The following is a 21,045-nucleotide window of genomic DNA, read 5'->3' as shown; positions in this document are numbered from 1 at the left end:
GGTAGCTATCCGAGCGCGAGAGGTGCGGGCGAGTGCTGTGGTGGAGTCAGGGCCGAGCCCGCGGATCGCCGCCCTCCTCGCCGACCCCACCGACGCCGACACCTGGGGATCGGTGCTCGAACTGCCGGACGCCCCGCCCTCACCGTGGACCCGCACCCGGCCGGACCCGTTCCGGGCGGTGATCGCCCACTCCGGCAGCTTCTGGTGGCCGTCCCCGGAGGACGGTGAGCCCGGCCGCCTGATCCGCGACGTGGCCCGCTCCGGCCCCGGCGGCGCGCACTTCTTCCTCGACGTCGGCCTGCTGGAGACGATGGACGGGCCGGGCGGCGCCCCCACCCAGCTCACCGCCTGCCGCGAGATGCGCGACGCCCTGCTGTCCCGCGGCTTCCCGGTCACCTACCAGGAGTACTGCGGCGGCCACGACTTCGCCACCGCACTCCTGGCCGTCGCCTCCTGACGGGTTGTTCGAGACTCAGCAGATTTGACGATGGCAACGTGAGTTGTTGAGTTTCACCGGAAAGAATTCCAGCACGACGACTCCTGACTCCTCCGGGCGTCGGCCCGAACACCGGGATCAGGCGGGGGCCCGGAGTTCCTCCAGGGCCGGGAGACGTTTGGCGGCGTAGAGCATCAGGCTGAGGACGGCGCCCAGGATGGCCAGGCCGCCCGCGACGTACCAGGCCATGGTGTAGGTGCCCAGCTGGTCGCGGACCAGGCCGGCTCCGGTGGCCGCGACCGCCGCGCCGAACTGGTGGGAGGCGAAGACCCAGCCGAAGACGATCGGGCCCCGGTCACCGAAGTACTCGCGGCAGAGGACCACCGTCGGTGGCACGGTGGCCACCCAGTCCAGGCCGTAGAACAGGATGAAGATCAGCATGCTGGGGTAGGCGGTGGCGGCGAACAGCGACGGCAGCACCAGCAGGGACAGGCCGCGCAGGGCGTAGTAGGCGCCGAGCAGGACGCGGCTGTCCACCCGGTCGGTCAGCCAGCCGGAGGCGATCGTGCCGGCGATGTCGAAGAGCCCGACCAGGGCGAGCAGGCCGGCCGCCGTGGTCTGCGGCATGCCGTGGTCGTGCGCGGCCGGGATGAAGTGGGTGCCGACCAGCCCGTTGGTGGTCGCGCCGCAGATCGCGAAACCACCGGCGAGCAGCCAGAACGGCCGGGTCCGGGCGGCGTCGCGGAGGGCCCGCAGGGCGTTGCCGGCGGCGCCTCCGGCCGGCGACGCCGGCATCACGATCTCGGTGGCGCCGAGGGCGGGCACGTTCAGGTCGGCCGGATGGTCGCGGAGGCGCCAGGCGATCAGCGGTACGACGGCCAGTGCGGCCACCGACACGGTGATCGCGGCGGTGCGCCAGCCGTCCGACTCGACGATCCGGGACAGCACCGGCAGGAAGATCAGGTTGCCGGTGGCGCCGGCCGCGGTGAGGACGCCGATGACGACGCCGCGGTGCCTGACGAACCACCGGTTGGCGATGGTGGCCACGAAACCGAGCGCCAGTGAGCCGGTGCCCAGCCCGACCAGCACTCCCCAGCAGAGCATCAGCTGCCAGCTCCGGGTCATCAGCAGGGTGAGCCCGGAGCCGGCCGAGACCAGCAGCAGCGCGCCCATCGCCACCCGGCGGATCCCGAAGCGGTCCATCAGTGCCGCGGCGAACGGTGCGGTCAGGCCGTAGAGCAGCAGGTTCACCGAGACGGCGGCGGAGATGGTGCCGAGCGACCAGCCGAACTCGTCGTGCAGCGGCTGGAGCATGACGGAGGGGGTGGCCCGGAATCCGGCGGCGCCGAGCAGGGCCACGAAGGTCACCGCGGCCACGGCCCAGGCGGGATGGAGTCGTCTCACGGTGGAGATCCTGCTGCCTTTCACCGCCCGGGACGAGTGGCCGGGAGGCCATCATGCGCAAGAATCGGGCCATGACGCATGTGGTCGCCGTCCTGGTGCTCGACGGTCTGGTCCCGTTCGATCTCGGCACCGCCACCCAGGTGTTCCTCTCCGCCCGCGACGCGGCCCTGACCAGGCTCTATGACGTCCGGGTCTGCGGCAGCGGGCCGGTCACCACCGAGGTCGGATTCACCGTGGTCCCCGATCATGAGCTGTCCGAGCTGGCGATCGCGGACACCGTGATCGTTCCCGGGATCCACGCGGGTGGACCGGTCACCGACGGCACCCTGCCCGGCGACGTCCGGTCCGCGCTGCTGGCCGCCGCCGCCCGCGGCGCCCGGATCGTCTCGATCTGCACCGGGGCGTCGGTGCTGGCCGCCGCCGGTCTGCTGGACGGCCGCCCGGCCGCCACCCACTGGGCCTGGGCGGACCGGATCGGCGGTCTGTATCCGCGGGTAGCGTGGGACTTCGACGTGCTGTTCGTCGACGACGGGGACGTGCTGACCTCGGCCGGGGTGGGCGCCGGGGTGGACCTCTGCCTGCACATCATCCGCACCGATCACGGCGCCGGGGTGGCGAACCGGGCGGCCCGCCGCTGTGTGGTGCCGCCGTGGCGGGACGGCGGCCAGGCGCAGTTCATCGAGCGGCCGGTGCCCTCGGCGGCCGGGCCGGGCACCGAGCCGACCCGGGCGTGGGTGCTGGACCGGCTGGCCGAGCCGGTCAGCCTGGAGGCGATGGCCGGGCACGCCCGGATGAGTGTGCGGACGTTCACCCGCCGGTTCCGGGAGGAGACCGGGCTCAGCCCGCGGCAGTGGCTGCTGCGGCAGCGGGTGGAGCACGCCCGGATCCTGCTGGAGTCGACCGACCTGGCGGTGGAAGCGGTGGCCCGGCGGGCCGGGCTGGGCAGCGCGACCGCACTGCGCCAGCACATGCACGCGACGATCGGCGTGGCCCCTACGGCGTACCGGCGGACCTTTCGTCCTGATCTTCCGGCGCTCAGTTCCGCGCGGGAACTTCCGATGGACCTTTGAGTCCTCTTTTCCGCCCCCGCTGAGGAAGCCATGGATCAGACCTTCCGCCCGCTGCTCGACGCCTTGAAACAGATCGGGGTGGACCCCGAGGCGGTCGACCGGGCCGCCGCCGAGGCCCAGAAGAGCGGCCGGTCGGTGCGTGCCGTCCTGATCAACGACCAGGTGGTCACCGAGGAACAGCTGACCAAGGCGGCCGCCGCCGCGTTCGGGATCAACACCCTCGACCTGGTCGGCTTCACCCCCGATCCGACCGCGCTGAAGCGGATCCCGCTGCCGGTCGTACTCAGGCATCGGGTTCTGGGTCTGGCGATCAACGAGGGCGAGCTGGTGGTCGGGGTGACCGACCCGGCCGACGTGGTGGCGCTGGACGACGTCCGGGCCGCCACCGGCATGACGGTCCGCCCGGTGGTGGTGGCCCGCAGCGAGGTCCGCCGGATCATCGAGAAGCTCCAGCGGGAGGGCGCCGACCTGGCCGATCTGGCCGAGGAGCAGGGCGACCAGGGCGGCATGGCCGCGCAGTCGACGAGCACCGAGGACGCCCCGATCGTCCGCTACGTGAACAGCCTGATCGAGCAGGCGGTCATGAACCGGGCCTCCGACCTGCATCTGGAGCCGACCGAGGACGACATGCGGGTCCGCTACCGGATCGACGGCGTGCTGCACGAGGTGGACCTGGTGCCCCGCGGTGTGATGGCGGCGCTCACCTCCCGGATCAAGATCATGTCCGGGGTCGACATCACCGAGAAGCGCATCCCGCAGAACGGCCGGATCACCGCGCTGATCCGGGATCGCACGGTCGACCTGCGTACCGCCACGCTCCCGACGGTCTGGGGCGAGAAGATCGTGCTCCGGGTCCTGGACACCGGCGGCATCGACCTGGAGTTGACCAAGCTCGGCTTCACCCAGCACAACCTGGACCGCTTCTCCGCGTCGTTCGGCAAACCGCACGGCATGGTGCTGGTGACCGGGCCGACCGGATCCGGAAAATCCACCACGTTGTACGCCACCCTCGGCAAGATCAGTCGCCCCGAGGTCAACGTGATCACCGTCGAGGACCCGGTCGAGTACCGGCTCCGCGGCATCAACCAGGTGCAGGTCAACGCCAAGGCCGGGCTCACCTTCGCGGCGGTGCTGCCGGCCATCCTGCGTACCGACCCGGATGTGGTCCTGATCGGTGAGATCCGGGACGGCGCCACCGCGCAGATCGCCGTGGAGGCCGCCCTCACCGGTCACCTCCTGCTCTCCACGCTGCACACCAACGACGCCCCCGGCGCGGTCACCCGGCTCACCGAGATGGGCATCGAGCCGTTCCTGGTCGGCTCCTCGCTCGACTGCGTGCTCGCCCAGCGTCTGGCCCGGCGCATCTGCGACTGGTGCAAGGAGGCGTACACCCCCACCGAGGAGGAGGTGATGGCCGCCAGTTGGCCGTTGCAGGACCTCGCCTACCCGGAGGTGCTCTACCGCCCGGTGGGCTGCCGCAACTGCGCCAACACCGGGTACAAGGGCCGGATCGCGATCCACGAGGTGATGCCGGTCAGCCCGGAGATCGAGTCTTTGACCATCCGCCGCGCCTCGGCCGGCGAGATCCGCGAGGTGGCTCTCAGCCAGGGGATGTACGACCTGCGGGCGGACGGGCTGGCGAAGGCGGCCGGCGGGATGACCTCGATCCGCGAGGTGTCCCGAGTAGCAGTCTGAGCGCACCTGATCCGCTACTAAACCCGGTCCCCCCAGTGCCGATTCAACAGACGACAGGGACACCGAGGTCGGGAGACGAGATGGACACGCTCCAGCACGAGGCACCGGAGGCCGCCAGCGCCGGGTCCGCGGACGATCTGGACGTGCTCGACCAGCTGCTCATCACCCTGGTCGAGGCGGGCGGGTCGGACCTGCACCTGACCGTCGGCTCACCACCGATGATCCGGGTGAACGGTGATCTGCGGGCGGTCCAGGGGTACGGCAAGCTCAACACCGCCGACACCGAGCTGCTGGCCCGCGCGGCGGTCACCCCGGCCCAGTGGCGAACCTTCCTGGAGGAGAGCGAGCTCGACTTCGCGCACAGCATCGTCGGGGTCTCCCGGTTCCGCGGCAACCTCTACCGGCAGCGGACCTCGTGCGGAGCGGTCTTCCGGGCCATCCCGCACAAGATCAAGCCGCTGGACGAGCTGGGCATGCCGGAGTCGGTGGCCCGCTTCGCCCACCTGCCCCGCGGCCTGGTGCTGGTGACCGGCCCGACCGGATCCGGCAAGACCACCACCCTGGCCTCGCTGCTCGACCTGGCCAACCGCAGCCGGGCCGACCACATCATCACCATCGAGGACCCGATCGAGTTCCTCCACCCGCACAAGCGCTGCGTGGTGAACCAGCGTCAGGTCGGCTCCGACACCGGCGACTTCGCCAGCGCGCTGAAACACGCGCTGCGGCAGGACCCGGACATCATCCTGGTCGGCGAGCTGCGTGACCTGGAGACCACGGCCACCGCCCTGACCGCGGCCGAGACCGGTCACCTGGTGATGGCGACCCTGCACACGCAGAGCGCCACCCAGACCATCGACCGGGTCATCGACATCTTCCCGCCGCACCAGCAGTTGCAGATCCGCGCCCAGCTGGCAGCCAGCCTCCAGGGCGTGATCACGCAGGCGCTGGCGCCGACGGCCGACGGAAAGGGGCGCTCGGTGATCTGCGAGATCCTCACCTGCACGCCGGCCATCCGCAGCCTGATCCGGGAGGGCAAGACCCACCAGATCCCGTCGTTCATGCAGGCCGGCGGCTCCGAGGGGATGCTCTCCTTCGACCAGCACCTGGCCGAGAAGATCCGGGCCGGCATCGTCGACATGGCGACCGCCCTGGAGATCTGTCACTCCGGCGATGAGCTCAAGCGGCTCGTGGGGCGGTCGTAGCGATGCCCTCCACCACCACCAAGACCTTCGCGTACTCCGCGCTCGACGCCACCGGCAAGAAGGCGAAGGGCACCATCGAGGCGCCCAACGAGGCCGCGGCCACCCACATGCTGCGCTCGCGGGGCGAGGTGCCGCTGGAGGTCACCGAGACGGGTCAGGGCCTCCAGATGGAGATCAAGATTCCGGGGCTGGGTGGCCGTACCAAGCTCAAGGATCTCGCGGTCTTCGCCCGTCAGTTCGCCACCATGACCGCGTCCGGCATGTCGCTGCTGCGGTCCCTGGCGATCCTCGAGGAACAGACGTCGGCGCTCACCCTGAAGAAGGCGATCGCCGAGGTCCGTACCGACGTGGCCGCCGGTGGCGGACTGTCCCAGTCGATGGCCAAGCACGACCGGATCTTCCCGCGCCTGATGATCGCGATGATCCGGGCCGGCGAGACCGGCGGCATGATCGACCAGGCGCTGGAGCAGATCGCCGAGAGCCTGGAGAAGGACACCGCACTCCGCGGGAAGATCAAGGGCGCGCTGACCTATCCGGCCATCGTCCTCGGCTTCACCTTCGTGATGATCGCCGGCGTGCTGATCTTCATCGTCCCGGTCTTCGAGGCGATGTTCAAGAACCTCGGCGGCGAGCTGCCGGCGATCACCCAGTTCCTGGTCACCACCAGCCACAACATGGGCTGGATCGGGCCGCTGGTGATCGGCGTCGGCATCACCGTCACCGTTCTCTACAAACGGCAGATGCGGACCAGCGAGAGCTTCCGGCTCCGCGTCGACCAGATCAAGATCCGGCTGCCCGTCTTCGGGCCCCTGCTGCGCAAACTCGCCATGAGCCGGTTCTCCCGCAACCTCGGCCTGCTGCTCAACGTCGGTGTCCCGGTGATGCAGGCCCTGGCGGTGGTCGGCGAGACCACCGGCAACGAGGTCATCAACGCCGCCATGAAGGACGTCCAGGCGACGGTCCGGGACGGCCACACCATGTCCTCGGCACTACGGCACCACCCGATCTTCCCGGCGATGGTCACACAGATGGTCGAAGTCGGCGAGGAGAGCGGCCAGATCAGTCAGATGCTCGACAAGATTGCCGACTTCTACGACCGGGAGGTGGACGCGGCCGCCGAATCACTGACCGCGTCGATCGAACCCATCATGGTGCTCGTCATGGGCACCGTGGTCGGCGGCATGGTGATCTGCCTGTACCTGCCGATGTTCACGATCTACCAGAACATCCAGAACTGAACGGATTCCGGCCGCTCTCCCGGCGGCCGTCGCACCACCCGGGCACCCGAGCCCGAACTCCCTTCCCCTGTTCCACCCAACGCCCATGGAGGCACCCCGAAATGCAGGACCTCATCGCCCGTCTCCGCGCCGGCAAGAGCAAGGACGAGGGCTTCACGCTCATCGAGCTGCTGGTCGTCGTGGTCATCATCGGCGTCCTGGTCGCCATCGCCGTGCCGGTGTACCTGAACTACCGCCAGGGCGCCGCCGACAAGTCGGCCCAGTCCGACGTGCGGGGCGCGATCAGCGCGGTGGAGCAGTTCTACACCAACAACGGCAACAAGTTCCCGGCCAGCAAGTACGACATCACCGGCACCGCCAAGACGATGGAGCTGACCGCCCTGACCGGTGGCACCGCCGGAACCGTCACGCTCTCCGACAAGACCCAGCTCGGCTACGTCAAGGTCGACGAGAAGAACTACAAGATCTGCGCGACGAACCAGGGCGGCTCCAAGTACTACCTCTACGAGAGCTCGGCCGGCGGTTCCGTCAACGCCGCCACCGGCACTCTCAACCTGACCACCTGCGCTACCGGTACCACCCCCACCCCGTGACGTACTGATTCGAACCCGGGTGGCGCCGGCACCGGCGCCACCCGGACTTCCGCATCGTGACCGAACCCGAGGAGGGACGTGCCATGACCCAGGCCCCGCTGTACGTCGTGGTCGCCCTCCTCGGGCTCGCCATCGGTTCCTTTCTGAACGTGGTGATCCACCGGGTGCCCCGCGGTGAGTCGCTGGTCTCACCCGGCTCGCACTGCCCGGAGTGTGCCAACCCGGTCCGGCCCCGGCACAACATTCCGGTGCTCGGCTGGCTGGTGCTGCGCGGCCGGTGCGCCGACTGCGGCACCCGGATCAGCGCCCGTTACCCGCTCGTCGAGGCCGGCACCGCGGTCCTGTTCGTGGCGGTCGCCGCCCGGTTCGGCTGGTCCTGGGAACTGCCCGCCTACCTCTACCTTGCCGCCGTCGCGATCGCTCTGGCTCTGATCGATCTCGACGTGATGCGGCTGCCCAACAAGATCGTGCTTCCGTCGTACGGCGTGGCCATCGCTCTGCTCGTCCCGGTCTCGCTGACCACCGGCGACCCGGCCGACCTGGTCCGGGGGCTGCTCGCGGCCGGCCTGATGTATGTGCTCTACCTGCTGCTGGCGATGTGGGGCATGGGCGGCGGCGACGTGAAGCTGGCCCCGCTGCTCGGCTTCTACCTCGGCTGGCTCGGCTGGGGCGCGGTCGCGGTCGGCGCGTTCGCCGGCTTCCTGCTCGGCGGGCTGGTCGGCGGTGTGCTGCTCAGCCTGAAGCTGGCCGGCCGCAAGAGCCGGATCCCGTTCGGCCCGTACATGCTCGCCGGCGCCTTCCTGGCGGTCTTCGCCGCGGCGCCGGTCACCACCTGGTACACCAACCTGCTCGTCCCCGCCTGACCCGCTGACCACCGTGAATCGCTGAAAGGAAGGAAGAAATCCGATGGCTGGCGCAACACCGATCGGGCTGGACATCGGCTCGTCCTCGATCCGGGCCGTGGAGGTCCGCCGCACCAAGGACGACTACTCGCTGATCAACTTCGGTCAGTTCCCGCTGGAGCCCGGCATCGTGGTGGCCGGCGTGGTGCAGAACCCGGTGGGCCTGACCGCCGCGCTCAAGCAGCTCTGGGCGGCCAGCCGGTTCGGCAGCAAGCGGGTCAACCTGGCGGTCACCAACCCGCAGCTGGTGGTCCGGGAGACCTCGATCGCCAATCTGCCGCCCGCCCAGATGCGCCAGGCCCTGCCGTTCCAGGTCAAGGAGCAGCTCCCGCTCGCGGTCGAGCGTTCCATCCTGGACTTCTACCCGCTGGAGCAGCCGGGGGAGAACCCGACCGTCCGCGGCCTGCTGATCGCCATGCCCAAGGACGCGGTCCTCACCCTGGTCCAGGCGGTCCAGAAGGCCGGCCTGAAGGTCAACGGCGTCGATCTGGCCTCGTTCGCGATGCTGCGCTCGGCCTCCCGGCTGGATGCCCAGGTCGAGGCGATCGTCGACATCGGCGCCAACATCACCAGCGTGGTGGTGCACGCGGACGGCGAGCCGCTGTTCGTGCGGACCCTGCCCCGCGGCGGCGCCGAGATCACCGAGAGCATCGCCACCCGGCTGGGTCTCTCCACCATCGAGGCGGAGCAGGTGAAGTGCCGGTTCGGCCTGCACGGTGACGGCAACCCGGACACCGTGGCGGCGATGGTCGACGCGGTCCGCCCGCTCGCCAGCGAGCTGCGCAGCTCGTTCACCTACCTGGCCTCCGGCGAACGGCAGAAGCAGGTCAGCCGGATCTCGCTCTGCGGTGGCAGCGCCCTGATGCCCGGCCTCGCCGCGCACATCCAGGAGCAGCTGGGTGTCTCGGTGATGTACGCGGACAGCGCGGCCCGGATCCGTGACACCCGCAAGGCCCGCGAACGCGGGTTCGACAGTTTCGTGCCGTCGGCGGCGGTGTCGATCGGTCTCACCCTCGGAGCGGCCTGATGACGACGAGCACCACTGCCCTGATGCCGGTGGACCCCTCGGTGTCATCGCTCCAAGCGGCCCGGATCCTGTCCATCCGCGCCGACCTGATGCCCCCGGAGATCCGGGAGGGCCGGCGCTCCCGGATCACCCGCTCGATGGTGGTCGTCCTGCTGGTCGCCACTCTCGCTGTCCTGGCCGCCTGGTACGCACAGGCGACGGTGGCCAAGCAGAACGCCGAGGACGAGTACAACGACACCTTCCAGTCCCTGACCACGGCCCGGGCCTCGCAGAAGACCGACGAGCTGAGGGATCTCGTCGAGTATCAGGATGGTGGGACGGCCCTGAACGGCGAACTGACCACGATCCTTGCGAACGATGTGTCCTGGACCAACCTGGTCACCCTGATCCGGGACCGAGCCGAGGACACCAAGGTGGGGATCACCGAGATCGGCGCCGGCCTGAACAACGACAGCGCTGACGCCGAGGCACAGACGACCACCGAGATCGGCACTGTGATGATCTCCGGAAGTGCTGCGAGCAAGCGCGTGGTAGCCGACTTCGTCAACGAACTCGGTGATTTGAAGGACCTGGTGAATCCGTTCGTGTCCAGCGTGACTGACACCGACGGCCGGGTCAGTTTCACCGTCACCGTCACCATCACCGATGAGGCGCACTGCGGCCGCTTCACCGAGAAGTGCCCGAGCGGAGGAAAGTGATGAACACCCGTCGCATCGACCAGCTCTGGCTCTTCGGCGGCCTGGCGCTGACAGTGCTCCTCGTCGTCGGTGGCTACCTCCTGGTGATCAAGCCGCAGTACGCGGCCCGGGACACTGTCCAGAACGACACCGCTGACGTCGTCCTCCAGCTCGCCAAGGAGCAGAAGAAGCTGAATGAGCTTAAGGAACAGCTCAAGAACATAGACGAGTACCAGACGACGCTCGCCACGGCGCAGAAGGCACTGCCGTACGGCAAGACGACCAACCAGATCCCCGAGTTCCTCAAGCAGCTCCAGAGTCTCGGCGCCAAGTACAAGATCAACGTCAGTGGTTATGCGGCGTCCGCGCCCCAGCCGCTGAAGGACACCCCGTCGGTGTCCGCGCTGCCGATCACGCTGAACATCGACGGCAAGATCGAACCCATCACCCGGTTCCTCAAGCACCTGCAGAACGAGCAGCCCAGGGCGGTTCTGATCCAGTCCGCCCGATACGGGGCCAGCCTGGGCGGCGAGGAGTGGTCGCTGTCGCTGTCGCTCAGCGCCTTCATCACCTCGACTCAGACCAAGACCGTCAGCTCCTGACCTGGGTGCCAGATGGTGGTCTGCTGTGCGGTTCCTATGTATACGCCGGAACCCCTCGCATTCCCCCGAAATGACGGATATCGTTACGTCCGGTCCGCGCCGTTCCCCCCGTAGCGGCGCGGGCCTCTCAACTTCTCCGCGTCCGGGCTAGCTCCCGGACAAGCGGTCCGTCAGCGCCGGACAATGCGCCCTTAAGGTCATTTATGTCCACACCGGGCACTGCCCGCCCCTCCTGGACAGGCAAGAAAAAAGGATGCCGGCCGTCGCGCGACGGCCGGCATCCCGAAAAAGCCGAGCCTCAGTAGAAGCCCTTCGCCTCCGAGTGCGCCCAGGCCTCACACGGCGTGTTGTACCGGCCCTTGATGTAGCCGAGACCCCACTTGATCTGCGTCGCCGGGTTCGTCTTCCAGTCCGCGCCGGTCGACGCCATCTTGGTGCCGGGCAGGGCCTGCGGAATCCCGTACGCGCCGGAACTGCGGTTCTCGGCCTTGTAGTTCCAGCCGCTCTCCTTCTGCCACAACTTGTTCAGGCAGGGGAACTGGGCGATCTTGAAGCCGGACGAGAGCATCAGGGCACAACCCACCTGGCGGTGGCCGCTGAACTCGTCACACGACGCCGGGATCTTGCCGGCGAACGGCACCGGCCCCTTCGCCTCCTCGGCGGCCCGCCTGGCGGCCTCCTTCTTCTCCCGCACCGCCTTCTTGTGCGCCTTGTCCAGCGAGCGCGCGTCAGCCGCGGCCACCTTGGCGACACCCTGCGCCTTCTCCGCGGCCACCGTCTCGGCCTTCTCGCGGACCGCCCGTGCGGCGGCGTGCTGCACCTCGCGCTCGGCCAGCAGCTGCTCGGTGGCGGCCGCCGACTCCGCGGCGGTCTGCTTGGCATCCTGGTGGCGGGCCACCGCCACGCCACCGATCAGGCCGGCCAGCAGCAGAGTGACCGACGCGATGCGAGCGCCTTTGGTCCGGAGTCGTTTCACCGGGGGGTCCCTTTCGACGGCCATGGATCGTCCTCGCGGAGGACGACGCTCCCCGCGCGCCCGCCGTGCAGTCCTATGGGATCGATCACAAGGACGTGAGGGTACGGCAGAGCGCCCCCCGCGTACGACTCAGGGAAGTTCGAAAGGCAGTTTGATGCCCGCCAGGGCGTCCTTGCAAGAGCAAGATCGATCGGAGGGCAAATCGGCCACCGCGTCGAGCAGGACGTCCCGCAGCCGGGCGGTGTTGTCGGCGAAGACCGTGAAGACCTCGTCCATGGTCACGCCGTGATCGCCCTCGACACCCGCGTCCAGATCGGTCACCAGAGCGATCGCGGTGTAACAGAGCGCGAGCTCGCGGGCCAGCACCGCCTCCGGGTGCCCGGTCATGTTGACGATCGTGCCGCCGATCGACGTGAACCAGCGGGACTCGGCCCGCGTCGAGAACCGCGGCCCCTCCACCACGACCATGGTGCCGCCGTCCACCGCGTTCACCCCGGCGGCGGCAGCCAGCACCACCGCGCGGCCCGCCGGACAATACGGATCGGCGAACGAGACGTGCACCGCGCCCCGGTCGTAGAAGGTCTGCACCCGGCCACTGGTCCGGTCGATCAGCTGATCCGGGACCACGAACGTGCCCGGCCCCAACTCCGGCCGCAGCCCGCCGACCGCACACGGGGCGACGATCTGCCGCACACCCAGCGAGCGCAGCGCCCACAGGTTCGCCCGATACGGGATCAGATGCGGCGGGAAACGGTGATCACGCCCGTGCCGGGGCAGGAACGCCACCCGCCGGCCACCCACCTCGGCCACCGTGATCCGGTCCGACGGGGGCCCGTAGGGCGTGTCGATCTCGAACTCGGTGGCGTCGTCGAGGAGCGCGTAGAGCCCCGATCCGCCGATGACACCGATCTCTGCTGCCGTAGGTGGCGGGTTCATGCACAGACCTTATCCGTCGCCCGAAACCCAAGCTAATGTGCTGAGCAAGGCTAGTTCGAGCGGACGGCGGTGAACAGCGTGTTCGGTGAGCAGCAGCGGATCGGAGGCCGGTCGGTGGATTTGATGACCGGCCGGCTGCTCGTCGCCACGCCCACGCTCAAGGACCCCAACTTCGACCGGACGGTCGTGCTGCTGGTGGCCCACGAGACCGGCGGCGCGCTCGGCGTGGTGCTCAACCGGGCCACCGAGGTGCCGGTGTCCGAGGTCCTCGGCACCTGGGGCGAGCTGGCCGGCGACCCCGCGGTCCTGTTCGAGGGCGGCCCGGTCCAGCCCGAGTCGGCCATCTGCCTGGCCCGCACCCGGCCCGAGGTGAAGAAGCGGCTCTCCGGCTTCCACCCGGTCAGCGGCGCCCTCGGCACCCTCGACCTCTCCACCGACCCGGAGCGCCTGCGCGAGAGCGTGGCCGGCATCCGGGTCTTCGCCGGCTACTCCGGCTGGTCCGCCGGCCAGCTGGAGGAGGAGATCGCCGGCGGCTCCTGGTTCGTCTTCGACGCGCTCCCCGGCGATCCGTTCGTCGAGCGTCCCGACGATCTGTGGGCCATGGTCCTGCGCCGGCAGGGCGACATCCTGGCCGCTGTCGCGCACTTCCCGCCGGATGTCTCGCTGAACTGAGGGGGGTCCTGCGAAGGGGCCCCGAGGGGTGTGTAATATTTCCAGCGTGCCCGGGGGAAACACCGGGGGCAAGCAGTAAGGCAAGGGGCTGTGGCGCAGCTGGTAGCGCACCACACTGGCAGTGTGGGGGTCAGGGGTTCGAGTCCCCTCAGCTCCACCCTTGTAAAAAGCCTGACCGGATCGCCGGTCAGGCTTTTTTTTATTACCCTCCATCCGCCACCATCGGCCCGTGTGCCGCCCTCCGGCGCGAATCAAGCCCAAAGTCACCACGCGAGTGCCGTCACGGTTCTGCGGGCCGCGCTGTGGTGTGGATCGGGCCGGAAGTCGGCACGCGGGTGCTGTCACGGTTCTGCGGGCCGCGCTGTGGTGTGGATCGGGCCGGAAGTCGGCACGCGGGTGCTGTCACGGTTCTGTGTGCCGCGTTGTGGTGTGGATCGGGCCGGAAGTCGGCACGCGGGTGGGCTTACGGGGTGATCGGGACCACCTCGAGGAGGCCGCTCAGGACCAGGATCTGGCGGACCTGAGGGGACGGCTCGGCCAGGACGAAGTCGATGTGGCTGTCGCGGGCGCGCTGGAACCCGGAGATCAGCGCGCCCAGCCCGGTCGAGTCGATGAACGAGACGCCGGACATGTTCACCACGATCCGGTGCGGACGGGCGGCGACGGCTTCGATCAGTGCCACCCGGACCCGCTCGACGGTGGAGATGTCGATATCCCCGTCGAGGTCCAGAGTGGTCGTCCGGGTCGCGTCGGTCACCGGGGCTCCTTTTCTGTGGCCATCGTTGGACGTACGGTAATCGTCATGCCGATTCGTGGTGGTCTGCCGCCGCGCAACCCCCGCTTCGTTGGCCGTGACGAGCTTCTCACCCGGGTCCGGGAGATGCTCGGCAACGGCCCGGTGGTGTTGCTGCCGAGTTCGGAGCATCAGCTCGGTGGCACGGGGCGTACCCAACTCGCGGTGGAGTATGCGCATCGCCATGCCGAAGCCTACGACCTGATCTGGTGGATTCCGGCGGAGCAGACGGCGGGCACCCGGTCGGCGCTGGCCGGGCTGGCGCAGCGGCTGGGGCTGCCGGAGTCGCGTGATCTGAACCGCACGCTCGGGGCGGTGCGGGACGCGCTGAGCCGTGGTGAGCCGTACCGGAACTGGCTTGTCGTCTTCGAGGACGCGAACCGTCCGGAGGACATCACTCCGTATCTGCCGAGCGGCGCCGGTCATGTGCTGGTTACCAGCCGTAATCCACGGTGGACGGCGGAGGTGGCGCAGGGGCTGCCGGTGCCGGTGTTCGACCGGGCGGACAGTGTGGATCTGCTGCGGTCCCGTGCGCCGGAGTTGTCGGCGGTCGACGCGGGGCGGCTGGCTGAGCGGCTCGGAGACGTACCGATGGCGCTCGATCTTGCCGCGGCGGTCCGTGAGGCGACCGGCCGCCCGGTGGCGGGCTATCTGGAGGATTTCGACAGGCGGGCCGCTGAGCTGGCTTTTCCCACGCCGATCCGGGTGGCGTGGGGGCTGGCCGCGGAGGCGCTGGGTGCCGCCGCGCCGGCGGACCGGGTGCTGTTGGAGTTGTGCACGTTCCTGGCGAGCGCGCCGATCTCGTGGCGGCTGCTCTGGGCGGCGCGCACGCTGCCGCTGGATCCGGAGCTGGCCCGGACGGTCCGGGTGGAGCGCCGGTTGCGGGCGGCGATGCGACGGATTTCGCGGTACGGGCTGGCCGGTCTGGATCCGGCGGGTGAGCGGCTGACCGTGCATCCGCTGATCCGTGGGATGTTCGGGCAGGAGCTGAGTTCGGAGCGGCACGCGACGCTGCTGCGCACGGTGCGGGGCATGCTGGCGGCCGGGGATCCGGGTGATCCGGACGATCCGGCCGGCTGGTACCGGTACGCCGAACTGGCCCCGCACCTGATCCACTCGGATCTGCTCGGTGGGGATGCCGAGGAGATCCGGCAGCTGGTGGTCAACTGTGTCCGCTTCCATTACGCCCGTGGTGACTTCGATTCCAGCCGTGATCTGGCGAGTGCCGCGGTGGCCCGCTGGCGAGACGGGCTGGGCGAGTCGGCCGAGCAGACGCTGCTGGCCCAGTTCCATCTGGCGAACGCGCTGCGGGCGGTGGGGCGCGCGGCTGATGCCCGGACGCTCAACCTGCAGACGCTGCGTACCCAGCGGGAGGTGGTCGGCGCCGACGACGAGGCGACTCTGGCCACCGCCAACAGTGTCGGCGCGGATCTGCGCATGCAGGGCCATTTCGGGCAGGCCCGGCAGTTGGACGCGGACAATCTGGTGCGGTACCGGAGGCTGTTCGGGGAGAGCTATCCGACCGCGCTGCGCTGTGCCAACAATCTCGCCGCCGATCTGCGGCTGCTGGGTGACCACCGGGGTGCCCGGGGGCTGGACGAGCAGGTGCTGCGGCACCGGCAGGCGATCTTCATGGACGGGCATCCGGAGACGGTGTCGTCGCGGGCGGCGCTCGCCTTCGACCTGTTCGGGCTGGGCGACTACGCGGGGGCGGCGGACGTGCTGGCCGCCCGGCCGGGGGACGCGGTGCCGGCCGATCACCCGTTCGCGCTGTGGGCGGGCCGGTGCGCGGCGATGGCGGCCCGGCGGCGCGGCGATCCGGAGGCCCGGGCGCTGGCCGTGGAGAATCTGGCGCTGAGCCGGAAGCGGTTCGGCGAGTTGAGTGTCGACACGCTGGCCGCGGCGGTCTCGGCGGCGCACTGCGCCCACGCCGACGGCGACCTGGACGACGCCCATGAGCTGCTGGAACGCGCCGTGATCAGGTATCACGCGGTGCTCGGCGACGATCATCCGTTCACTCTCGCGGCCTCGGCCGGGCTGGCCGGGGTGGTGCGGGCGGCGGGCCGGCACCACGACGCCCGGACCATCGATCTGGAGGTGCTCGGCGGGCTGCGCCGCAGTGTCGGCCCCGATCACCCGTTCACGCTGAGCTGCGCCAACGGGCTGGTCGCCGATCTGGCCGCGGCCGGTGAGGCGCAGCGGTCGCGGGAGTTGGCGGCGGACACCCTGCGCCGTTCGCAGGCGGTCCGCGGCGCCGATCATCCGGACACCGCGGCCTGCGCCTGGAACCTGGCCCGGATCGGGGCCGACGACGCGGCCCGGCAGCAGGCCCTGGACGGGCTGGTGAAAGCGTTCGGCGACGGCCACCCGGTGTTCCGGGCGACCGCCGCCGACCTGCATCTGGAGACGGAGACGGATCTGCCGCCGCTATGAGAACGCCGCTATGACTCGATGTGCACCACGACCTCGGCGGTCTGCTTGTCCAGCAGCTCGGTCACCCCGACCGCGGGCATCGGCCGGGCGAAGTGGTATCCCTGCGCCCGCCCGGCGCCCAGGTCCTTGAGCCGTTCCGCCTGCCCGGCGTCCTCGACACCCTCGGCCACCGGGGACAGGTTGAAGGTGCGGGCGATGTGCAGCACCGCCTCGGCCACCGACGCGCCACCGGTCTCCGGCATCGCCTGCACGAACGAGCGGTCGATCTTGACCACGTCCACCGGCAGGGTGCTGAGGTGGCTGAGCGAGGAGAAGCCGGTACCGAAGTCGTCCAGGGCGATCCGGACACCCAGCTCCTTCAGCGCGGTCAGCACCCGGGCCGACTCGACCAGGTCGGTGAGCGCCACCGACTCGGTCAGCTCCAGCACCAGGTCGTGCGGGGGCAGCCCGGTCCGGCGCAGCACCTCCCGGACGTCGTCCACCAGGCGCGGGTTGCTCAGCTGGGAGGCGGACAGGTTGACGTTCATCTCGAAGCCGGGGAACCGGTGCTGCCAGTCCATCGCCTGCCGGCAGGCCTCCTCCAGGACCCAGCCGCCGAGCTTCGGCACCTGACCCAGCTGCTCGGCCAGTTCCAGGAACACCGCGGGCGGCATCAGGCCCTTCTCCGGGTGCCGCCAGCGGACCAGGGCCTCCACCCCGACCGTGATGCCACCGTTGTCCAGGTCGACGATCGGCTGGTAGTGCACCTCGAACTCGCCGGCCTCCAGCCCGCGCAGCAGATCCTGCTCGGCGATCCGGCGCTGCTCGGCCTGCGCGAACAGGACCGGGTCGAACCGCCGGGCCACCCCGCCGCCGTCCCGCTTGGCCCGGATCAGGGCCTGGTCGGCGCGGCGCAGCACCCCGTCCAGGCCGCCCCCGCCGTGTTCGGCGATCGCCACCCCGGCACTGGCCCGGATGCTCAGCGCGACCCCGCCCACCTGCAGCGGGCGGTGCAACTCGGTGAGCACGCGCTCGGCCACCGCGACCGCGGCGTGCTCGTCCTCCAGACCGGGCAGCAGCACCACGAACTCGTCGCCGTCCAGCCGGGCGACCGTGTCGTTGGCGCGCACGTTCACCGCCAGCCGGTCGGCGGCGGCCCGCAGCAGGTCGTCGCCGGCCGCGTGCCCGAGCACCTCGTTGACGTCCTTGAGCCCGTCCAGGTCGACCACGATCACCGCGGTCCTGGTGCGGGACGGCTCGGCGATGACCTCCTCGGCGTACTCGACGAACATCCGCCGGTTGCCGAGCCCGGTCAGCGGGTCCCGGAACGCCTGCTGGGCGAGCAGGGTCTGCTGACGGTTCCGGTCCGGGTCGATCCGCGGGCCGAGGAACTGGCGCAGCACGCCACCCGCCGCCACCAGCAGCACCAGCCAGATCCCGCCGGCCGGCAGCCCGCCGGTCACCTCGCGGATCACCACCACGGTCAGCGCCGCCGCCATGGTGAGCAGCCGCAGCTGCCCGCGCCGGGTGTCCAGCAGCAGGACCGCCAGGCCCAGGCACAGCGCCGCGAGCAGCGGCATGATCCGCCCGGCCAGCCCACCCGGATGTCCCGGATCGGTCACCGGCCAGGCCAGCAGTACCAGCGACGCGAGCACCACCGTGTCGTCGATGACGACACGCACCCGGTCCCAGAGAGCGTTGCGACCCACGATCCACCTCCGGCGAGTCAGATCGGTTCCGGTCGGTCGCGGTTGAGTTGTCGGGTAAGGGCTTTCAGTTGCGGTTCGAGAGCCAAATCGCGACTGCCTCGGTGCCGGCCTCCGGGATCGCGCGGGCCACGGCACGCACCACCTCCGGCCGCTCGCGCCATGCCGGCCGCCTGGAGACCAGGGCAAGACCATCCCAGACCCCGATCGGGTACGCCGGGAGCACGGTCCCGCGCACCCAGTCGGCGTCCGGCCCCTCGCCCGGATCCCGGCCGTCCAGAAGGGCCCGGATCAGTGGCAGCCGTGGGCCGCCGGCCAGCTCCCGCCCGGGTGTGCCGGTCAGCACCGGGGTCACCCGCGGTGGCCCGGCTCCCGCACGCCACGCGGTGACCAGCCGGGCGGTGTCCTCCGGCGTGACGGTCAGGTTGCGCAGCCGCCAGCGGACCCGGTGATCGGCGTTCGCCAGATCGGCCAGCCGCTGGACCTCCGGCTCGACCGGCTCGGCCAGCCACGGCTCGACCTCGGCCAGCAGCGCGGTGGTGAACCGTACCCCAGCGGGGGTCAACTCACCGCCGGCCAGCAGCCCGGCGGCGGCCCGGGCCACCGCCGAACGCCATCGGGCGAACTCGAACGCGGCCGCGCGGCCCGGCTCGGCCCGCCGGAACCGGACCACCGCCAGGTAGGCGTAGGCCCCGTGCAGCACCCCGAACGCCGGCCGGGGATCGTCCCGCCACGGCGAATACCCCCGCGGCCCACCCGGCTCCACCAGGTCGAACAGCAGACTGGTGGCGTTCAGGACGCTGTGCTGGGTCTCGTGCAGCAGCCCGGCGGCCAGCGCGTCCGGCCCGGCCGGCGACGACATGGCGACCGCCCCGAACGCCTCCGCCGAGGTGGCGCTGATGCCCTCGGCCGACGGGTCCGGCACCACCGGGACGATCACCCGCAGCACCGCGGCCATCGTCTCGGCGGCCGGGCGGTGCCGCCGGACCAGCACGGCCCACGCCCGCTCCAGACAGTCCCGCCAGTGCTCCACCTCGGCCCCGGACAGCGGGGGAGTGGGGGTCAGACCGAGCCGGGCGCGGACCGGATCGGTGTCCTCCAGGCGCACCGACAGGGTCAGACCGTCACCGGCCGTGGTCAGCACGTGCGGACTCCGGGTGACGGCCGCCCCCGCCCACAGGCCGGTCATCGGATCGTCGGGGGGATCGGCGTACCACTCAGGGGTGTCGGAAACCCTGCGCAACGCCTGTCGTAAGAGAAGCAGATGCCTGGTCCGCTCGGCCCGGCGCAGCACACCGAGCGTGTCGGCGGACGGGCGGCCCGCACCGAGCGCGGCGAAGGCGGTGTCACTGAGCCGAAAGGGCTGTACGGTCATCGGCGGTGTTACAGCGCGGAGTTGAAACCGGCTATCGGCTCGCCCCGGGCCGCGTCGGCGGTGACCCGGCGCACCGCCCGGGCCAGGGCCGAATCGTCCCGGTCGAGCAACTCGGCGAGCGGCACCCCGGAGAGGTCGATCAACACGGAGCGCCACTCCGCCGGTTCCGTACCGTCCTGGTCCGTGTCCATCTCGCCCCCTCGGTCGTTCGTGCCGGTCGATGCGTTGCCTGAAGGTTACGGCGGTCGTCGGGTCGGGTGACCAGCGGGAGTCACCACGGCGGGTGCTCGCGGGGTTTGCACGACCGTGATCTCATGGGACTTCATCACCGCAAGTCGGTAACGGAGGGCAAAACGTGCAGGATGGAGAACGGGACGGCGAAAAGGACGCCCCGCGCCCCACAGAGAACGTCGATGAACCGGTGATGCCGGCGCCGACGTTCCCGACGTTTCATCACACACCGACGTTGCCGCACCAGCCGCCCGGCAACGGATTCGAGAGCGGACGCGACAGTCGTGCACGGTGAACCCATGTTGCCCCGGCGCGGGCCGGCACCCCCGGTCGACCGGATGGACAACGCCGAACTGGCCCGGATGATCGAGTCCGAGCACCCGTACCGGGGGAGGGCGCTCTTCGAGCTCTGCGACCGGGTCGGCGCCGACAACGACGCGGCCACCAAGGTGGCGATGCTGTCCCGGCTCACCTCGCTGCGGCAGGCACGGCTCTTCGACCGGGTGTCACTGGCCTGGTCGGCGATCATCGCGCTGCTCGCGGCGGAGACGCCGCACGCGCGGGAGGAGGCGTACGCGGCCTTCGGCGCCCTCGGAGTGGAGGAGCAGCGGGACATGCTGGACTATCTGGAGGTCACGGCTATCGAGGAGGCCCACCCGCGGATCACGTGAGCGGGCCTCCGGGGTTGTCTTTTATCGGGCCGTCACGCTGTCCGGCCGTCTCGTGGTCCAGTTGTTTCTGGTCCGGCTGTTTGGTCGGGCTGTCTCTTGGTCAGGCTTCGATCAGGACGTCTCGCCGGAAGGCGACGCGGTCGCGGACCGCGGAGGCGTCCGGTTTCGGATCCGGGTAGAACCAGGCGGCGTCCGGGGAGGTGTTCCCGTCCGCGTGGAGTGAGTAGTAGGACGCCTTGCCCTTCCAGGGGCAGACGGTGTGCGTCTCCGAGGGGACGAGCACGTCCTCACGGACGCTGGCGAGGGGGAAGTAGTGGTTGCCCTCGAGCACCACGGTGTCTTCACTCTCCGCGATCACTTCGTCGTTCCAGATGGCCTTCGGCATGTCCTGAAGGTAACGCCTGTGCGGGTTTGTGTCTGATATGTG

At 70.1% G+C, this 21,045-nt stretch carries 21 protein-coding genes and 1 tRNA gene; 14 read left to right on the top strand and 8 right to left on the bottom strand.

Translation table 11 applies throughout. The features are described from left to right. The first annotated feature begins 37 nt into the window (after positions 1–37). Positions 38–457, top strand: a complete 420-nt coding sequence (locus tag ACQ0O7_RS17735) for a hypothetical protein (protein ID WP_430783199.1) — start codon at positions 38–40, stop codon at positions 455–457. A gap of 117 nt (positions 458–574) precedes the next feature. Here ACQ0O7_RS17735 and ACQ0O7_RS17730 read toward each other — a convergent pair whose 3' ends face one another. Then, on the bottom strand, positions 575–1,840 hold the full coding sequence (locus ACQ0O7_RS17730; RefSeq protein WP_430783198.1) for an MFS transporter: 1,266 nt from the start codon (positions 1,838–1,840) through the stop codon (positions 575–577). Positions 1,841–1,893: 53 nt separating this feature from the next. Here ACQ0O7_RS17730 and ACQ0O7_RS17725 point away from each other — a divergent pair, with 53 nt between their 5' ends. From ACQ0O7_RS17725 to pilO, 9 genes are all read left to right on the top strand, one after another. Beyond that, positions 1,894–2,910, top strand: a complete 1,017-nt coding sequence (locus ACQ0O7_RS17725; protein WP_430783197.1) for a GlxA family transcriptional regulator — start codon at positions 1,894–1,896, stop codon at positions 2,908–2,910. A 30-nt stretch (positions 2,911–2,940) separates the two neighbouring features. Next, positions 2,941–4,605 (top strand): GspE/PulE family protein, encoded by a 1,665-nt coding sequence (locus ACQ0O7_RS17720; RefSeq protein WP_430783196.1) that lies wholly within the window; start codon positions 2,941–2,943, stop codon positions 4,603–4,605. Between the two features lie 80 nt (positions 4,606–4,685). Next, positions 4,686–5,807: a type IV pilus twitching motility protein PilT gene (locus tag ACQ0O7_RS17715; protein WP_430783195.1), complete on the top strand. Its 1,122-nt coding sequence runs from the start codon at positions 4,686–4,688 to the stop codon at positions 5,805–5,807. A 2-nt stretch (positions 5,808–5,809) separates the two neighbouring features. Further along, a complete protein-coding gene (locus tag ACQ0O7_RS17710) occupies positions 5,810–7,045 on the top strand; it encodes a type II secretion system F family protein (protein WP_430783194.1) in 1,236 nt (411 codons plus the stop codon). Positions 7,046–7,146: 101 nt separating this feature from the next. Then, complete coding sequence (locus ACQ0O7_RS17705) at positions 7,147–7,638, top strand: type II secretion system protein (protein WP_430783193.1); 492 nt, start codon at positions 7,147–7,149, stop codon at positions 7,636–7,638. 83 nt (positions 7,639–7,721) lie between these two features. Beyond that, positions 7,722–8,501: a prepilin peptidase gene (locus ACQ0O7_RS17700; RefSeq protein ID WP_430783192.1), complete on the top strand. Its 780-nt coding sequence runs from the start codon at positions 7,722–7,724 to the stop codon at positions 8,499–8,501. A gap of 43 nt (positions 8,502–8,544) precedes the next feature. Beyond that, positions 8,545–9,567, top strand: coding sequence for a type IV pilus assembly protein PilM (gene pilM / locus ACQ0O7_RS17695; protein ID WP_430783191.1), 1,023 nt, complete (start codon positions 8,545–8,547; stop codon positions 9,565–9,567). After that, positions 9,567–10,265 carry a PilN domain-containing protein gene (locus ACQ0O7_RS17690; RefSeq protein ID WP_430783190.1) on the top strand — a complete coding sequence of 233 codons (699 nt, stop codon included), beginning with the start codon at positions 9,567–9,569 and terminating at the stop codon, positions 10,263–10,265. Before pilM ends, ACQ0O7_RS17690 begins: the two co-directional genes overlap by 1 nt. Then, the gene (pilO, locus tag ACQ0O7_RS17685; RefSeq protein ID WP_430783189.1) at positions 10,265–10,846 is read left to right on the top strand and encodes a type 4a pilus biogenesis protein PilO; all 582 of its coding nucleotides are present in this window, start codon (positions 10,265–10,267) and stop codon (positions 10,844–10,846) included. The genes ACQ0O7_RS17690 and pilO overlap by 1 nt, the downstream gene beginning before the upstream one ends. 298 nt (positions 10,847–11,144) lie before the next feature. Here pilO and ACQ0O7_RS17680 read toward each other — a convergent pair whose 3' ends face one another. Together ACQ0O7_RS17680 and ACQ0O7_RS17675 are read right to left on the bottom strand one after the other, a co-directional pair. Continuing rightward, positions 11,145–11,822, bottom strand: a complete 678-nt coding sequence (locus tag ACQ0O7_RS17680) for a transglycosylase SLT domain-containing protein (RefSeq protein WP_430783188.1) — start codon at positions 11,820–11,822, stop codon at positions 11,145–11,147. A 129-nt stretch (positions 11,823–11,951) separates the two neighbouring features. Beyond that, positions 11,952–12,758, bottom strand: a complete 807-nt coding sequence (locus ACQ0O7_RS17675; RefSeq protein WP_430783187.1) for an S-methyl-5'-thioadenosine phosphorylase — start codon at positions 12,756–12,758, stop codon at positions 11,952–11,954. Between the two features lie 123 nt (positions 12,759–12,881). Here ACQ0O7_RS17675 and ACQ0O7_RS17670 point away from each other — a divergent pair, with 123 nt between their 5' ends. Together ACQ0O7_RS17670 and ACQ0O7_RS17665 are read left to right on the top strand one after the other, a co-directional pair. Continuing rightward, positions 12,882–13,430, top strand: coding sequence for a YqgE/AlgH family protein (locus ACQ0O7_RS17670; RefSeq protein WP_430783321.1), 549 nt, complete (start codon positions 12,882–12,884; stop codon positions 13,428–13,430). 84 nt (positions 13,431–13,514) lie between these two features. Further along, positions 13,515–13,587: transfer RNA gene (locus ACQ0O7_RS17665), tRNA-Ala, on the top strand. A gap of 306 nt (positions 13,588–13,893) precedes the next feature. On the opposite strand, the gene ACQ0O7_RS17660 is transcribed toward ACQ0O7_RS17665, so the two are convergent. Then, positions 13,894–14,187 (bottom strand): STAS domain-containing protein, encoded by a 294-nt coding sequence (locus tag ACQ0O7_RS17660; protein WP_430783186.1) that lies wholly within the window; start codon positions 14,185–14,187, stop codon positions 13,894–13,896. A gap of 45 nt (positions 14,188–14,232) precedes the next feature. Between ACQ0O7_RS17660 and fxsT the strand changes: the two genes are divergently transcribed. Further along, positions 14,233–16,656, top strand: coding sequence for an FxSxx-COOH system tetratricopeptide repeat protein (gene fxsT / locus ACQ0O7_RS17655; protein WP_430783185.1), 2,424 nt, complete (start codon positions 14,233–14,235; stop codon positions 16,654–16,656). 8 nt (positions 16,657–16,664) lie between these two features. Here fxsT and ACQ0O7_RS17650 read toward each other — a convergent pair whose 3' ends face one another. From ACQ0O7_RS17650 to fxsA, 3 genes are all read right to left on the bottom strand, one after another. Then, positions 16,665–18,344, bottom strand: a complete 1,680-nt coding sequence (locus tag ACQ0O7_RS17650) for a putative bifunctional diguanylate cyclase/phosphodiesterase (protein ID WP_430783184.1) — start codon at positions 18,342–18,344, stop codon at positions 16,665–16,667. A 64-nt stretch (positions 18,345–18,408) separates the two neighbouring features. Next, positions 18,409–19,716 (bottom strand): aKG-HExxH-type peptide beta-hydroxylase, encoded by a 1,308-nt coding sequence (locus ACQ0O7_RS17645; protein ID WP_430783183.1) that lies wholly within the window; start codon positions 19,714–19,716, stop codon positions 18,409–18,411. An 8-nt stretch (positions 19,717–19,724) separates the two neighbouring features. Beyond that, a complete protein-coding gene (fxsA, locus tag ACQ0O7_RS17640; protein WP_430783182.1) occupies positions 19,725–19,907 on the bottom strand; it encodes an FxSxx-COOH cyclophane-containing RiPP peptide in 183 nt (60 codons plus the stop codon). Between the two features lie 339 nt (positions 19,908–20,246). Between fxsA and ACQ0O7_RS17635 the strand changes: the two genes are divergently transcribed. After that, positions 20,247–20,618 (top strand): hypothetical protein, encoded by a 372-nt coding sequence (locus ACQ0O7_RS17635; RefSeq protein WP_430783181.1) that lies wholly within the window; start codon positions 20,247–20,249, stop codon positions 20,616–20,618. 100 nt (positions 20,619–20,718) lie between these two features. Here ACQ0O7_RS17635 and ACQ0O7_RS17630 read toward each other — a convergent pair whose 3' ends face one another. Then, a complete protein-coding gene (locus ACQ0O7_RS17630; RefSeq protein ID WP_430783180.1) occupies positions 20,719–21,003 on the bottom strand; it encodes a DUF427 domain-containing protein in 285 nt (94 codons plus the stop codon). Positions 21,004–21,045: the final 42 nt, after the last annotated feature.

Origin of the sequence: Actinoplanes sp. G11-F43 (assembly GCF_050589265.1) — a bacterium.
GTDB lineage: Bacteria > Actinomycetota > Actinomycetes > Mycobacteriales > Micromonosporaceae > Actinoplanes.
The sequence above is the reverse complement of the archived record's forward strand: the minus strand, read 5'-3'. Positions and strand labels throughout refer to the sequence as shown.

Bases quoted from the DNA above. Each gene is read 5' to 3' on its own strand.
- ACQ0O7_RS17725 (WP_430783197.1), top strand. From the start codon at position 1,894: ATGCGCAAGAATCGGGCCATGACGCATGTGGTCGCCGTCCTGGTGCTC.
- ACQ0O7_RS17720 (WP_430783196.1), top strand. From the start codon at position 2,941: ATGGATCAGACCTTCCGCCCGCTGCTCGACGCCTTGAAACAGATCGGG.
- ACQ0O7_RS17715 (WP_430783195.1), top strand. From the start codon at position 4,686: ATGGACACGCTCCAGCACGAGGCACCGGAGGCCGCCAGCGCCGGGTCC.
- ACQ0O7_RS17710 (WP_430783194.1), top strand. From the start codon at position 5,810: ATGCCCTCCACCACCACCAAGACCTTCGCGTACTCCGCGCTCGACGCC.
- ACQ0O7_RS17705 (WP_430783193.1), top strand. From the start codon at position 7,147: ATGCAGGACCTCATCGCCCGTCTCCGCGCCGGCAAGAGCAAGGACGAG.
- ACQ0O7_RS17700 (WP_430783192.1), top strand. From the start codon at position 7,722: ATGACCCAGGCCCCGCTGTACGTCGTGGTCGCCCTCCTCGGGCTCGCC.
- pilM (WP_430783191.1), top strand. From the start codon at position 8,545: ATGGCTGGCGCAACACCGATCGGGCTGGACATCGGCTCGTCCTCGATC.
- ACQ0O7_RS17690 (WP_430783190.1), top strand. From the start codon at position 9,567: ATGACGACGAGCACCACTGCCCTGATGCCGGTGGACCCCTCGGTGTCA.
- pilO (WP_430783189.1), top strand. From the start codon at position 10,265: ATGAACACCCGTCGCATCGACCAGCTCTGGCTCTTCGGCGGCCTGGCG.
- ACQ0O7_RS17675 (WP_430783187.1), bottom strand. From the start codon at position 12,758: ATGAACCCGCCACCTACGGCAGCAGAGATCGGTGTCATCGGCGGATCG.
- ACQ0O7_RS17670 (WP_430783321.1), top strand. From the start codon at position 12,882: ATGACCGGCCGGCTGCTCGTCGCCACGCCCACGCTCAAGGACCCCAAC.
- fxsT (WP_430783185.1), top strand. From the start codon at position 14,233: ATGCCGATTCGTGGTGGTCTGCCGCCGCGCAACCCCCGCTTCGTTGGC.
- ACQ0O7_RS17645 (WP_430783183.1), bottom strand. From the start codon at position 19,716: ATGACCGTACAGCCCTTTCGGCTCAGTGACACCGCCTTCGCCGCGCTC.
- fxsA (WP_430783182.1), bottom strand. From the start codon at position 19,907: ATGGACACGGACCAGGACGGTACGGAACCGGCGGAGTGGCGCTCCGTG.
- ACQ0O7_RS17635 (WP_430783181.1), top strand. From the start codon at position 20,247: ATGTTGCCCCGGCGCGGGCCGGCACCCCCGGTCGACCGGATGGACAAC.
- ACQ0O7_RS17630 (WP_430783180.1), bottom strand. From the start codon at position 21,003: ATGCCGAAGGCCATCTGGAACGACGAAGTGATCGCGGAGAGTGAAGAC.